Origin of the sequence: Campylobacter sp. RM12654, from assembly GCF_020137585.1 — a bacterium.
In the GTDB taxonomy this organism is placed as follows: Bacteria; Campylobacterota; Campylobacteria; order Campylobacterales; family Campylobacteraceae; genus Campylobacter_E.
In genome coordinates, this window is record NZ_JACGAR010000002.1 from 64,883 (window position 1) to 78,936 (window position 14,054).

The window sequence follows — 14,054 nt, forward strand, 5'->3', positions numbered from 1 at the left end:
GATAAAATGCTTACGAAAATAAGAGATATTTTAAAAATCAATAATGCTGATTTTGCTTTAATACTAACGGCTGATTATCACTTGAGTGAGTATATTTCTGAATATTTTAAACTTAGAGAATTTATAAGTGGATTTAGCGGTTCTGCTGGCTCGCTTTTAATTAGCCTTGATGATGCAATTTTATTTACTGATGGTAGATATTTTTTACAAGCTGAAAATGAGTTAAAAGATAGCATTAGATTAATCAAAAGCCCTGATTATATAGACTATATTAAAAACAATCTAAGCACTAAAAAGGCTTTAATTGATTTAAAAACCATATCTCAAAATAATTATGAAAAGCTAAAAAACCTTGTTAATATAATAGATTATGATAATTTTTATAAAGATTTTTACGATAAACAACTCCCGCAAGAGCCAATCTATAAACAAAACGAAAAATTCATAAGTAATTTAAGTGCTAATAAAATAAAAAAAGTCCAAGATGAATTAAAAAATAAAAACATTGATTATTGTGTAATCTCAAGCCTTAGCGATATAGCTTATCTTACAAATTATCGTGGTAAAGATGTGGAATTTAACCCTGTATTTTTAAGCTATATGATAATTTCACAAACAAATGCGATTTGTTATATAGAGCCAACAAAGCTTAAAAATATTCAAAAAGATTTAAATATAATTTATAAAAATTACGATGAGTTTTATTCGGATTTATCTAGTTTAAGTGGTAATGTATTGTGTGATTTTGCCAATACGAATGCAAAAATTATTAGCTTAATAAATGCAAATTTAGTAAATGAAATCTTGCCTAGCACCATACATAAAGCTTGTAAAAATGATATAGAAATAAAGCACATAAAACAAGCTCATATAATTGATGCTATTGCATTAACTAAGTTTAATTATTACTTAGAAAATACTAATTTAAACTTAGTTGATGAGCTAAAAATTGATGAAGTTCTAACACAATTTAGACAAGAAAATGAGTATTTTATCAGCAATTCTTTTGATACTATCGCAGCATTTAATGAAAACGCCGCAATAATTCACTATAAAGCAAACGCAAAAACTTCAAAATTACTTAATAAATCAGGCTTATTATTACTTGATAGTGGGGCTCAATATGAGTGCGGCACTACTGATATTACGAGAGTTTTTAAGATAAAAAACGCAAGTTTAGAGCAAATTAGAGATTATACTTTGGTTTTAAAAGCACATATCGCAATATCAAAAACCATAGCACCTGAAAATATAAAAATGCCTTTATTAGATAGTATTGCAAGAAAAGAATTATGGCAATACGGATTTGATTATTTGCACGGCACGGGACATGGGGTAGGGTATTTTTTAAATGTTCATGAAGGGCCACAAGTTTTATCGCTAAATGCTAATATTAGCGAACATACTAAATTAAAAAGGGGTATGCTAACATCAATTGAGCCAGGTTTGTATCATAATAACAAATACGGAATTAGACTTGAGAATTTAGCAATTAGTAAGCATTGTTTTAGCAGTGAATATGGAGATTTTTTAAGCTTTGATATAGTTACGCTTTATCCTTTTGAGCTTGATTTGATTGATAAAAAATTATTAAATCAAGATGAGATTAATTGGTTAAATGATTATCATAAAAGGGTTTTTGATACCATAAGTGTATTTTTAGATGATGAGTTAAAGCAGTTTTTAGAATTTAAAACGAGAGCATTAAACTAAACTTTAGGAATATTATTTGCTATTAAACAAATAATTAAAGGAGTTTTAATGAAAGTAGAAAATATTGCATTATTTAATGATACTAAAATCAAAAAAAGCAAACAAATATCATCTGAGTTTTTTACAAATGAATTAGCCAAAGTTACGACAAAAACTATATCAAATAATACGCCAACTTTACTTAGCACTTTAAATAATAGTATAAAAAATGAGCTTGATTATAAAAACGAATTAAATAAAGCAAAATCTAGCATTCAGTTTGGCTATAGCGTAGATAATGATGGTTTTTTAGGAGCTGATTTTAACAAGGCTGCAGGGTTACCAGATGATTTTAAAATACATTCAAGCACACTAAAAGAAATAGTTAGATTTAATGAAAAAATGAATGTATATTCGGTGATGAAAGATTCGGGCAAGACATTTAGCAATATTGATTTAGCCGATACTATTAAGCATTATTATGATTTATTTACGCAAATTACTCACAACAATCAAGATTATCCAAGTGGCATTAGCATAGATTTTGGTTATAGCAAGGTTAGTTTTGATTATATAAATGATGTTAGCAAATACAAAATCACGAATATTTATAAAAATAACGAAGAATTAGAATATGCAAAAAGCATAAAAGCAGATGGCTTTAGCGTAATAGAGCTTAGTTTCGAGCCAAAAAATATTAGCGTTGATAAAGAACTTGCTTTTAGCCCTGATTTTTCTATGTATAATGAAAAAGAAAAGAAATTTATAGGATTTTTACAAAGCATAAATCCATTTGCAAGTGATAGTGGGACAACAAGGCTAAGCAAAGATGCTTTAAAATATGCTTTAGCTATGCAAGATGATTACAATAATATAAATAAAGATATTAAAAAGCATAAAGATTTATTAAAAATGGCTGATGAGATTAAGCATTTAGGCATTGATGAATTGCTAAAAACCAATACCGAAGTGGCTAAGTTTTTAGACAAAACTAAGGCTTGATTAGACTAAAATCTGCATTAGTTTTGTTTTATTCTCTTGGCTAATTTGGTAACTATCTTTACATTTTTGTAAAGTCATTTTAAGTGTTTTAGCGTCTAATTTGTGCGAACTTAAAAACGAAATGCCTAATTCAAATTCTTTAGCTAAAACTACTTGAAAATACCAAGCTCTAGCCATATTTATATAATATTCATCACTTTTTATACTAAATATAGCTTTTAACCCATCTTTATAAGCGATAAATTTCATATAACAAATTATCCCAAAACGAATTTTGTATATGTGGTTTTCGCAAATTAATTCATTTGCAAAAGCTTTTATATCTTGATTTTTAAAGCTTTTAGGCACTAAAGTATCACAATTAGCCCAATTATCAACGAAATCTAAATAAAGCTTAGTGTATTTTAGTGCTTTTGAGAAGTCTTTTTCATAATTAATCCCATAGGCAATTATTTGTAGATATTCATAAAATTTCTCATCTTTTAAAAACTTATTAAAAAATTCATCAAAGGTATTTTCTTTTTGAAGTTTTTTTGCGTAGTCTTTTAATATATTTGAGCGAACTCCTAAAATTTCATATTTGCTAAAAACTAATTTTTTATGAAATTCTTTATAATTGTTATCAATAAATTTTGTTAAATACTCTTTCAATCTAGCTCCTTTTAAATGCTAATATAAATAATTGGAATTTAAAGATTATATTTTAAATTCTAAAACTAAACTTAAAAAGAAATTACTAATTAACAAATATTTACAAATTTTTATTATTTTCATAGATTTAAAGTTAAATTTTGATAATATTAAAAGATTTTAATTCAAGGAATAATTATGAGAAATAAACTAAGTTTATCTTTATTAACTTGTTTGGCAATCAGCGGGGGGGGGTATTTACACGCTGAAGAATTAAACACCTTATGTAATGACAAGAACCCTTGTAATATTGATGGTAAAACAGTCACTGTTAGCGGAACAGAAAACATTGATACTGTTAGTGGAAACCAAACTAAAATAACTGTTAATGGTAGTTTAACTACAAAATCAATTAATCTAACAGGCGGAAGCTTATTTAGTAAAAATACTGGAAAAATTGATTCTAAAACTATAATAGGAGAAGGTATTTCTATTGACTTAACATCTAATACTAATTCCTTATTTAGAGTTGAAAAGCTAGAATTATATAATTCTTCTAAACTAAACATTGATGCCGGCTCTTCTGGATATAATATAGTTATTAATGTTGATTACTTTAAATTGGATAATTCAAGTATAGTTAAAAGTGGTATGCTTGGTGTTAATGTTCTTGAGTTGGTAAATAATGCTAGTTATAAAAATAATTTTTATAATGCAGAAATAGGTGAGTTAAAAATAGATGAAACTTCTACTTTTCATAATTTTCAAGGTAAAACTACTATAAAAAAAGTTACAAATAATAGCACGAATGGTTCAAATGTTACATTAAAATCTGAAGGTAGTAGTATTGCTATAGGAGATTCTTCTAGTAATTTGCAAGGTAATATGTCAAAAGTTAATATAGAGGGAAGCACTATTATATTTAGTAATTTAGTGTTAGATAATACTAATAATATAAATGTTAGTGGTAATATAGTTTTGGATAATAAAATTAATATTAATAATATGGATTTATCAAAAACGACTTCCACTCCAACTTCACATAAGATTGTTATAAAAGATGGTGCAAATGTTATAATTACCGATACAAATCTTACTAATCAATCTATAAATGCTAATAGTAAAAATGATACGAGTGGTTCTTTAACAATTACAGGTGGAATCTTTAAAGATGTTAGTATAGGTGGAGAACAATCAGGAACTAATCTAGCTAATGTTACTTTAGATAAAGTAAATATTGAAAATAGCGGATTAAATAAAGATAACAATATAATAGCTCAAAATGTTACTCTTAATAATATTACAACTTCAAATAATGCAAATATTAATGCAAAAACAAAATTGGATATAAAAAATTCTAAAATAGATAATACAAACAAACTTACAGCAACTAATGCAGAAATAGGAACTTCTACAATAGGTGCAGATATTAATGTGACTAATGAGTTAAAGGCAACAAATGGTGCGAATTTAAACGGCAGTATAACTTCAGGCACTATTATTGCTGAAAATGGTTCTATATTTAATGGCACAACAACTGCAACTGATAGCATAACTGCTAATAGTGGCTCAAAATTTGTAGGAACTACTACAGCAACTAATAAAATTACTTCAAATGGTGCTACATTTGATGGGGTAGTGGAAGCAAAAGATTTAGAAAGTTCTAATAACTCTAAATTTAATAACAATATAATTATTTCAAATTCTATAACTTCAAGTGATACAACATTCGCAAAAAATGTAAGTGCAAATACAATCACTTCTACTAATTCAGTGTTTAACGGCACAACCACTGCAACTGATAGCATAACTGCTAATAATGGTTCAAAATTTGTAGGAAATGTAAATGCAACTAATAAAATTACTTCAAATGGTGCTACATTTGATGGAGTAGTGGAAGCAAAAGATTTAGAAAGTTCTAATAACTCTAAATTTAATAACAATATAACTATTTCAAATTCTATAACTTCAAGTGATACAACATTCGCAAAAAATGTAAGTGCAAATACAATCACTTCTACTAATTCAGTGTTTAACGGCACAACCACTGCAACTGATAGTATAACTGCTAATAGTGGCTCAAAATTTGTAGGGAATGTAAATGCAACTAATAAAATTACTTCAAATGGTGCTACATTTGAAAAAGAAGTAAAAACTGCATTCTTAGACGCTCAAAAAGGCTCTACATTTGGTGCAAATAGTAATGTAACAGCAACAGATATTAAAGCAACAGGTGCTACATTTAATGGAAGCATAGTTAAAAACAATTCAATCACAGCTGATAGCTCAACATTTGCTAATGCAATTGATACAGCTACTCTAACAGCTAAAAATAATTCAAGCTTTGCAAATGTTACAGCAAATACTATCACTTCTACTAATTCAGTGTTTAACGGCACAACCACTGCAACCGATAGCATAACTGCTAATAGTGGTTCAAAATTTGTAGGAAATGTAAATGCAACTAACAAAATTACTTCAAATGGTGCTACATTTGATGGGTTGGTAAATACAAAAGATTTAGAAAGTTCTAAAAATTCTATATTCAATAACAACATAACAGCAAGTAATTCAATTACTTCAAGTGATACAACATTTAAAGCTATAGTAAATACAGCTACATTAAATGCTAATTCAAATTCTATATTTGATACTACAAGCATAGTCAATGCAACAGATATTAATGCAGTAGGTTCTACATTTAATGGAAGCATAGTTAAGAATAATTCAATTACAGCTGATAGTTCAACATTTGCTAATGCAATTGATACAGCTACTCTAACAGCTAAAAATAATTCAAGCTTTGCAAATGTTACAGCAAATACAATCACTTCTACTAATTCAATTTTTAGCGGTAGTGTAAATGCAAGTAATTCTATAAACTCTACAGGCTCAACCTTTAAAGCTTTAGTAAATACTTCTAGTTTAACTACTGATGCTAATAGTGTTTTTAGTGCTACATCTAAAGTAAATGTAGAGAAATTAACGGCTAATAGCACTAATTTTCAAGGTTTAGTGGATATTAATTGTAAAAATACTGACTGCACTTCAAGTCTTAATAATAGTAAGTTTAATGAATTAAGCGTTACAAATGCAACCATAAGCGATACATTTACAGCACACAAACTAACAGCAAATGATAAAGCTACATTTGAAAAAGATATAAAATCAGATTTTATCACGGCAAATAGCGGTTCAGTATTTAACGGCACAACCACTGCAACCGATAGCATAATTGCAAATGGCGGCTCAATTTTTAATGGTTTTGTATCGGCAAATAATATAACTTCAGAAAAATCAGTATTTAATAAAGAAGTTAATGTAAAAGATACTTTAAAGTCTAATAATTCTACATTTAATTCTATAGTTAATGCCAATACAATTGAAGCAGTTTTAGACACTACATTCTCTAAAGATTCAAAAGTTAATGCTAATACTATTAATGCTAGTAAATCTATTTTTGATGGCGAAGTTGTAGTAAGCAATCTTAATGCACTTAATACAAAATTTAATGGAGCTACTACAATTGATTGTAAGGATAATGCAAATTGTAAGTCAGATATTAAAGCTAGTTATTTTAATGATTTGACATTAAAAAATAATGCAAAAATTACTCTTGATGAGGGAAGTTCGGCAAATAACTTAACATTATCTGATGATACTACTTACCTAGCACTTAATGGCAAATCTCAAATCACAGGCGATATTAAAAATGAAGGTATTATTGAGATAGTTGATGGGACGATTTCATCAAAAATCACAGGTAGTGGGGATTTAATCAGTAATAAAGTAGTTTATACAAACGATGTTGAATTGAGTGATATTAAAGGTAGTGGGGGTAAATTTGGTGGAATAACAACTACTACAAATGATGTAAGTGTAGATAATACAATATTTGAAAAAGATTTAAATGTAGGTAAAACTTTATATGCTAATCAAGGAAATCAGTTCAGTGGTAAAGTTAGTGCTACTGATGCAATCTTTAGCCTTGATACAAGTAAATCTATGGAAAAAGGTAATGTAATTACGGCAAATCAAGTTGATATTACTAAGAATTTAAATATAAAAGATTTAAATGTTACAGCAGAAAATATCAAATCAAATTCCGCACGCATTACAAACTCTACTATCAACTCATCAAATATCAATTCTAATTTAGTAAATATTGCAAACTCTACTATTAATTCTAAGCTTTTAGGCAAAGATGATAGCTCAAGTAATGTATATGACGCTAATATACAAAAAGATAGCGGAACTTACACTACAAAACAATCAGAATTAAATGGCGGCGTAAGGGTTGATAAACTAGATACAACAAATACTCATATAAAAGGTCAAGTAGCAGTAAATACTTTAGTAGCTAATAATTCTAAGTTTTATATTTATGGTGGTGGAATTGATACTTCATTCCACGATATTTATAGTGGAGCTATAATAGTAAGAGAAGCTATAAGTGGTGCTAACAATACAATACAACTTGCTAATACAAACCTTACTATGCTAAAAGATAAAGAAGGTTTTATCCCTATAGCAATAGTTAATAACACTACTAATTCACAAAGAAGTGATGCAAATTCTCAATCAGGAATTAGCAAGGACTTTTTTAAAGTAACTTATCAAACAAAAGTGGCAAATTATGAATTAGCCGATAGATTTACGCATTTTAATCCTAATGCTAAAGGAAATGCTATTTGGAGCATTGGTATTAAAGGCGATGATTTAATAGATGAGAGTAATGTTGATAGTGTTATTTCGGGTCAAGATTTAGGCAATATAGCAAATGGTGCTAATAGCAATAATGTTAATACTTCTAGTTTAGAAGTTGTTTTAGGCGATATGTTTGATTTAATAGATTTTGATAAAGACGCTGTTGGGACGGCTAATTTCATTCTAACAAGCCCTGATTACATAGCAAATACTAAAAACAATACATTAAACAATAGATTAAGATTGGTAAAAAATCAAAAAGTAGGTAATGGATTTTGGCTAGATAATCAAATGGGATATAACAAATACGAATATAGTTCAATTCGTTATAAGAATTTTAATGTTGGTGCTGATAAGACAAATGAACTTAGCAATTCTAATTTAACTTTAGGTGTGGCTGCTAGTTTTGGAACGGCTGAAACTAAAGGAAATGTAAATGCTAATAGCGATTCAAAAGGCATTGGTTTATATGCTATGAATGTATTTAATAATGGAGTGTTTATAGGTGCTAATGCTTTTTACCACAATATATCAAGCTCTTATGAGGCAGATAAATTAGGAATTAAAGCTGATAAAAGTCATAATGTTTATACAGCTAGTTTTGAAAGTGGGGTTAGATTTGGGGATAAATATTATTTTGAGCCAAGTTTAAGATATGATTTGACTTCTTATAAGCCGACTGCAATTAGCACAAATGGTCTTAGTATAAGTGGGGATAGCCAATTAAAGCATACTTTATCAGCTAAATTAGAAGGTGGAGTTTCTATGCTAGATAGCCTTGATGGATTTTTATCTGTTGCACTTAGCAAAGAACTAACTAAAAAGCCTGATATGTTGTTAATAGATGAAGTTAAAGAAAATATCATTGAAGGTAAAAAGGGCGATACAAGTGTGAATTTAAATTTTGGTGTAGATTATAAAATCAACCCTAATGCTAGTTTTAATATCAATTTAGGAAGCAATCTTTACACAAATTCTGATAAAGAATTAAAAGGTAGCTTGGGCTTTAGCTATAAATTCTAATGAAGAATTCTAATTCGTAATAGTTATTACGAATTAGAATTTATTTTTACTATCACAATTATTTTCTTTTTTATTTGATATAACTAATAAAGATTTTATTGCTTTAAAATATTTTCAATTAATATATTTTTGAGTTTGTTGGTTGGATATTTTTTATGTAATTAATTTTTAAATTCTGCTAATTATGTCAAAATGTATATTTTAAACTAAGATATTTTGCCGATAATTTCTAGGAGTAGATAGAACTATAAAAGTTATTTTTAGCTTTATATTGGTATTTTAAAGGGTTGTTAAATAAAAATAAAAGTTGATTTTAGTATTAGATTAAGTATAAATTTTTTAAATATATAAGCTTATTAGGGCTAAAACCCTAATAAGATTAGTGAATTATTTTTTAATAAATTCGCCTAATAAATGTCTAAAAATCATAAATAATTCAAGACTTGATTTTTCTGCTTCTTTATAAAGCTCAACAATTTCTTTGCTATTAGACTGCTTGCTTGCAATATATCCAAGTGCTTGATTAATGCTTTCATGAACATTTTTATGCGGAGTATCAATTTTAGAATATAAAGGAAGATGTCCGAACATTTCTTTACCTTCATTTTGATACCACTTACCAAGACGGCAACTAAAATGGTCGCTTAATTTTGTTGGATTTTCACTTAGTGCATTTGCATATCCATTTGCTTTAAATAAGATATGGTCAAGTTTTACTAAAGATGTAAATACTTCGTATTTGATAGCACTCGCATTAAATTTAATATCTTTAGATATATGCGATAATCTATCAAATTGCTCCGAAAATGTTCCAATGTGTGCGTTTGAATCTTGTGATATTTGCTCTACCGATTCGCTTTGCGTAAACATTTCATTAGCGTTTTGTTTTAATAAATTGATATTCATTTCTACTTCAGCTGTTGCTTTTTGGGTTTTTTCTGCTAGTTTTCTAACTTCATCAGCAACCACAGCAAAACCACGACCATGCTCACCAGCACGAGCTGCTTCAATAGCTGCATTTAAAGCTAGCAAATTGGTTTGGTCTGATACATCTTTGATTAAATTAATTACATTTGTAATTTCATCAACGCTTCTATGGAGATTTTGTGCAGTATCACGAGATTTACTTGATGATTCAGTGATTTTTTCAAGTGATGTTATGATACTTTCAGATACTTTTTTAAGATTTACTATCATATCTACACAATCTGCTGAAAGAGTTTCTATTTCTTGAGCTCTTGATAAATCACCCTCAATATCTTTTTGAACAAAAGAAACGCTTTCTTTCATACCTTTTACCATAATGTCAAATAGTGAGAATTTGATTTTATCTTCTTCTTCGTTATTTGCCTTTGCAGTAATTTCATTTTTTAATTTCGCAATTTCAGCTTCTAACTTTTCTTTTTCTGCTATTGCTCTATTTAGTTTTTCCTGCAATTCATTTTGGAGGGTGTTATCTTTGTTAAAAAACATAAATACCCCCCCCCATCAAGCTTTATTTTTAATAGAATTTAAATAATTATTTAAATCATCTTTTAATTTTAATTTTTCCTTTTTCATTCTAGCTATTTCTAAATCATCTAAATGAATTCTACCTTCTTCAGCATCTTTTATCTTATGGTCTAAATCATTATGAGCTTCAAAAAGCTTATCAAAATGTGCGTCTTTACCTTTTAAATTCGTGATTAACTCTCTATGTTCGTGTAACATAACTTCTCCTTAATTTTTAGTAATGTGTATTAATATGGTAACTAAAATAAATTACAAACAGATAACATTTATATTTTATTTTAAACTTTCAGGAGTTTGCTTATTTTTAATAATTTTTTTAACTTCTTTAATACTTTCTGGAGTTCCTATTAACAATAATTTAGTCCCCGTTCCAATCATCGCATCACCTTTTGGCATAGGTAAAAAATTATTATTTGCATCTTTTATTCCGATTACGCTAACATTTGCTAATTGTCTAAAAGCTACATCTTTTAATCTTCTAAATCTAACCCAACTTTCATCAGGAACTTTAACTTCTTCAATATCAATACTTTGGTCTCTTGTGTATAAATATTGCTCTAATAGATTTTCCATTTCAGGTCTTACACTTACAACGCTAAGTCTTTGAGCTGCTAATTTCGTAGCTAATACAACCGTGTTTGCTCCTAGTTTTTTAAGTCTTGCTGCGTCGTGTTCGGAATTTGAAATCGTTATTATAGAATAAGGACTAATTCTTTTTATATCTTTTTCATATAGTCTAGCACTAGCAATTATTGCTATATTATCAGCAGAATTTGGGCTAAGAGAAATAATTCCTTTCGCACTTGATAAATGTGTTTTTAAAAATGCCAAATCACTATGTGGTGGGCATTTAATATAGAATGGATATTTATTTGCTTCAGCAATTTTTTCAAAATCTGGTATATCATCTACTACTACAAAAGGTGTATATGTTTGTTTAAATTGTTTTGCTAATTCTTGGGTAAATTCGTTGTGATAACATATAACATAATGATTTTTTAATCTTGCTATTTTGTATAGCATTCGTTTTTCCTTAATAATTCTTGTTAATTCGCCTTTTTTTAGAACTTCAATCACAATACCTATTGAAAAAGTAAAAGTAACAAAGCCTAATAATACATAGCAAATCGTAAAAAATCTACCAGCAGGAGTGATTGTAGCTACTTCAGTATAACCTAAAGTTGTAAAAGTCATACCTGCTTGATAAATCCCATCAAGTAATGAAAAATTACTAGTAAGCATATAACCAATCGCCCCAAATAGCATCATTACAACAACTGCTATTAATGGGAGACGAAAAGGTTTTAATTGTTCGTAAAACTCGGTATTTATATCAACTTCAGGTTTTCCACTTTCAGCCCAACCGAGCAATTTGCCTAGCTTTTTAAAAAAGCTCATAAAAATTCTTTATAAAAATTAGTTAGCTCTTCTTTTTTTTAGTGTGCGTAATGTTGAAGCTGCAACTCTAATTTTTTTAGTTGTGCCATCGCCTAAATCAATGCGAATAGTGCGTAAATTAGGTAAAAATCTTCTTTTTGTTTTATTGTTAGCGTGGCTAACATTATTTCCTACCATAGGACCTTTACCTGTTAATTGACAAAATTTTGACATCGTAAATCCTTTTTTTGTGTTCTTGTAAAAATAAAAGTATTAATCATAGCATCTTAAGCTTAATTTTTTTTTTAAGTTTTAATGATATTCTATAAAAAATAATTTTAAGGATTAAAAAATGTATGTTGCTCCTAGTTTATTGTCTGCTGATTTTTTAAATTTAGCTGAAGATATTAAAAAAGTTGAGGCTGCTGGTGCTGATTTATTGCATATTGATGTAATGGACGGACATTATGTTCCAAATCTAAGCATTGGAACTTGCACTACAAAAGCTATTGCTAAAGTTGCTACTATTCCTTTAGATGTGCATTTGATGGTAAGAGAAGTTGATAAATTTGTTGATTTATTTTTAGATATAAAACCTAAATTCTTAAGCTTTCATATAGATGCTACTACTCATCCTTTAAGATTGATTGATTATATTAAAAAACACGGCGTAAATCCTTCAATAGTATTAAATCCACACCAGAATTTAAATGAGATTGAATATGTTTTAAGTGAAGTTTCTATGGTGCTTTTAATGAGTGTAAATCCTGGTTTTGGTGGTCAAAGCTTCATACCAAGCACTCTTAGAAAAATCAGTGCCTTAAGAGAAATGATTGATAAGAATAATTATAAATGCTTCATTGAAGTTGATGGCGGAGTAAATGGCTTAAATATTGCAGATATTGAAAGAGCAGGGGCTGATATAGTTGTGGCTGGAAATTATGTGTTTAGTAGTAATGATTATAAAGTCGCAATTAATTCTTTAAAAATGGAATTTTGATGGATTATAACGAGCTTTATAAAAAACAAATTGCTAATTGTGATAAGATTTTAGAAAGGCTACTTACAAGTAGTATTAATTATAAAGATTTAAAAAACCAATACGAAAATGCCTTAAATTTTGAGATAACCTATGAAACTCTTTTAATGCTAGGGCTTGATATTACGCTAAAACAAAATCAAGAAGTATTTTTAAACTCAAGAAATAAATTAATTCAAGATGAGATTTTTTGTGTTGTTGATATTGAAAGCACAGGCTCAATTAGTAACGGGCAAATCATAGAAATTGGTGCTGTTAAGATAAAAAATGGCGAGATTTTAGATGAATTTGAAAGCTTTATTTATGCAAACGAAGTGCCTGAAAATATAGTTGAGCTTACAGGAATTACAACGCAAATGCTAAAAAATGCTCCTAGAAGTGCTAGGGTTTTAGCTGATTTTAGATTGTTTTTAGGTAATGCTATTTTTGTAGCTCATAATGTATCTTTTGATTATGGTTTTATCGCAAAAGAAAGTCTTGAATACTTAAACGCTCCATTGATTAATAGAAAGCTTTGTACGATTATGTTAGCAAGGCGTTGTATTGAATGTGATAAATATGGTCTTGATAGTTTAAAAAATGAATTAGGTATCATTAGCACTCATCATAGGGCTTTAAGTGATGCGAAAGCTTGTGCTGATATTTTGAATTATTGTATTAATTCTTTAAAAGGTTCGCAAATTAAAACAAGTAATGATTTGATTTTATATTCACGCTCTAAGATGAAAAAATAAGAATTTAAAAGTGGCTATTAAAAGCCACTTTATTATTTTTTAGTGCTTTTTGGGGTGCAAAGCATATTAATGTAGCGACCTTCAAATAAAGGTGCTTTATCCATATTTGCAATATCGCTAATTTCTTCATAAATTTTTAAAAGTAGCTCTTCGCCTGATTGTGGATTGTTTAATTTATGACCTTTTAAAAATACTTACATAATTGTAATATTTAAACATTTTATGCTTTTTATGAAGCACTTAAAAGATAGCATATTTTTTATTATTAAATTAGAATATAAAGTCAATGTAATTTTTGATAAAAATATTTAAAGAAATCTTTAGCACTAAGGCTAAAG

At 28.1% G+C, this 14,054-nt stretch carries 10 protein-coding genes and 1 pseudogene; 5 read left to right on the forward strand and 6 right to left on the reverse strand.

All coding sequences use genetic code 11. The features are described 5' to 3' along the window. Window positions 1–6: 6 nt before the first annotated feature. Complete coding sequence (locus tag AVBRAN12654_RS01070; protein ID WP_336613770.1) at window positions 7–1,713, forward strand: M24 family metallopeptidase; 1,707 nt, start codon at window positions 7–9, stop codon at window positions 1,711–1,713. Window positions 1,714–1,761: 48 nt separating this feature from the next. Continuing rightward, window positions 1,762–2,694 (forward strand): Cj0814 family flagellar-dependent secreted protein, encoded by a 933-nt coding sequence (locus tag AVBRAN12654_RS01075; RefSeq protein WP_336606734.1) that lies wholly within the window; start codon window positions 1,762–1,764, stop codon window positions 2,692–2,694. Here the strand turns inward: AVBRAN12654_RS01075 and AVBRAN12654_RS01080 are convergent, their stop codons facing one another. Further along, window positions 2,695–3,345 (reverse strand): DNA alkylation repair protein, encoded by a 651-nt coding sequence (locus AVBRAN12654_RS01080; protein WP_336613771.1) that lies wholly within the window; start codon window positions 3,343–3,345, stop codon window positions 2,695–2,697. A gap of 177 nt (window positions 3,346–3,522) precedes the next feature. Between AVBRAN12654_RS01080 and AVBRAN12654_RS01085 the strand changes: the two genes are divergently transcribed. Continuing rightward, on the forward strand, window positions 3,523–9,054 hold the full coding sequence (locus AVBRAN12654_RS01085; protein WP_336613772.1) for a hypothetical protein: 5,532 nt from the start codon (window positions 3,523–3,525) through the stop codon (window positions 9,052–9,054). A 387-nt stretch (window positions 9,055–9,441) separates the two neighbouring features. Here the strand turns inward: AVBRAN12654_RS01085 and AVBRAN12654_RS09490 are convergent, their stop codons facing one another. The 5 genes and pseudogenes from AVBRAN12654_RS09490 to rpmB form a co-directional block, all read right to left on the reverse strand. Further along, window positions 9,442–9,894 (reverse strand): CZB domain-containing protein, encoded by a 453-nt coding sequence (locus AVBRAN12654_RS09490; protein WP_442862268.1) that lies wholly within the window; start codon window positions 9,892–9,894, stop codon window positions 9,442–9,444. After that, a pseudogene (locus AVBRAN12654_RS09495) lies at window positions 9,883–10,146 on the reverse strand (methyl-accepting chemotaxis protein); the annotation flags it as partial. The gene AVBRAN12654_RS09490 and the pseudogene AVBRAN12654_RS09495, both read right to left, overlap by 12 nt. A gap of 396 nt (window positions 10,147–10,542) precedes the next feature. Continuing rightward, window positions 10,543–10,764, reverse strand: a complete 222-nt coding sequence (locus tag AVBRAN12654_RS01095; protein ID WP_214117038.1) for a YdcH family protein — start codon at window positions 10,762–10,764, stop codon at window positions 10,543–10,545. A 75-nt stretch (window positions 10,765–10,839) separates the two neighbouring features. Next, on the reverse strand, window positions 10,840–11,964 hold the full coding sequence (locus AVBRAN12654_RS01100; protein ID WP_214117036.1) for a potassium channel family protein: 1,125 nt from the start codon (window positions 11,962–11,964) through the stop codon (window positions 10,840–10,842). Window positions 11,965–11,982: 18 nt separating this feature from the next. Further along, window positions 11,983–12,177 carry a 50S ribosomal protein L28 gene (rpmB, locus tag AVBRAN12654_RS01105; protein WP_214117022.1) on the reverse strand — a complete coding sequence of 65 codons (195 nt, stop codon included), beginning with the start codon at window positions 12,175–12,177 and terminating at the stop codon, window positions 11,983–11,985. 118 nt (window positions 12,178–12,295) lie between these two features. On the opposite strand from rpmB, the gene rpe reads away from it, so the two are divergent. Together rpe and AVBRAN12654_RS01115 are read left to right on the forward strand one after the other, a co-directional pair. Continuing rightward, complete coding sequence (rpe, locus tag AVBRAN12654_RS01110; protein WP_214117019.1) at window positions 12,296–12,943, forward strand: ribulose-phosphate 3-epimerase; 648 nt, start codon at window positions 12,296–12,298, stop codon at window positions 12,941–12,943. After that, a complete protein-coding gene (locus AVBRAN12654_RS01115) occupies window positions 12,943–13,716 on the forward strand; it encodes a 3'-5' exonuclease (RefSeq protein ID WP_214119567.1) in 774 nt (257 codons plus the stop codon). The genes rpe and AVBRAN12654_RS01115 overlap by 1 nt, the downstream gene beginning before the upstream one ends. Window positions 13,717–14,054: the final 338 nt, after the last annotated feature.

What these genes read in the sequence shown, in the direction of transcription:
- AVBRAN12654_RS01070 (WP_336613770.1), top strand. Translation starts at nt 7, where the DNA reads ATGCTTACGAAAATAAGAGATATTTTAAAAATCAATAATGCTGATTTT.
- AVBRAN12654_RS01075 (WP_336606734.1), top strand. Translation starts at nt 1,762, where the DNA reads ATGAAAGTAGAAAATATTGCATTATTTAATGATACTAAAATCAAAAAA.
- AVBRAN12654_RS01085 (WP_336613772.1), top strand. Translation starts at nt 3,523, where the DNA reads ATGAGAAATAAACTAAGTTTATCTTTATTAACTTGTTTGGCAATCAGC.
- AVBRAN12654_RS01095 (WP_214117038.1), bottom strand. Translation starts at nt 10,764, where the DNA reads ATGTTACACGAACATAGAGAGTTAATCACGAATTTAAAAGGTAAAGAC.
- AVBRAN12654_RS01100 (WP_214117036.1), bottom strand. Translation starts at nt 11,964, where the DNA reads ATGAGCTTTTTTAAAAAGCTAGGCAAATTGCTCGGTTGGGCTGAAAGT.
- rpmB (WP_214117022.1), bottom strand. Translation starts at nt 12,177, where the DNA reads ATGTCAAAATTTTGTCAATTAACAGGTAAAGGTCCTATGGTAGGAAAT.
- rpe (WP_214117019.1), top strand. Translation starts at nt 12,296, where the DNA reads ATGTATGTTGCTCCTAGTTTATTGTCTGCTGATTTTTTAAATTTAGCT.
- AVBRAN12654_RS01115 (WP_214119567.1), top strand. Translation starts at nt 12,943, where the DNA reads ATGGATTATAACGAGCTTTATAAAAAACAAATTGCTAATTGTGATAAG.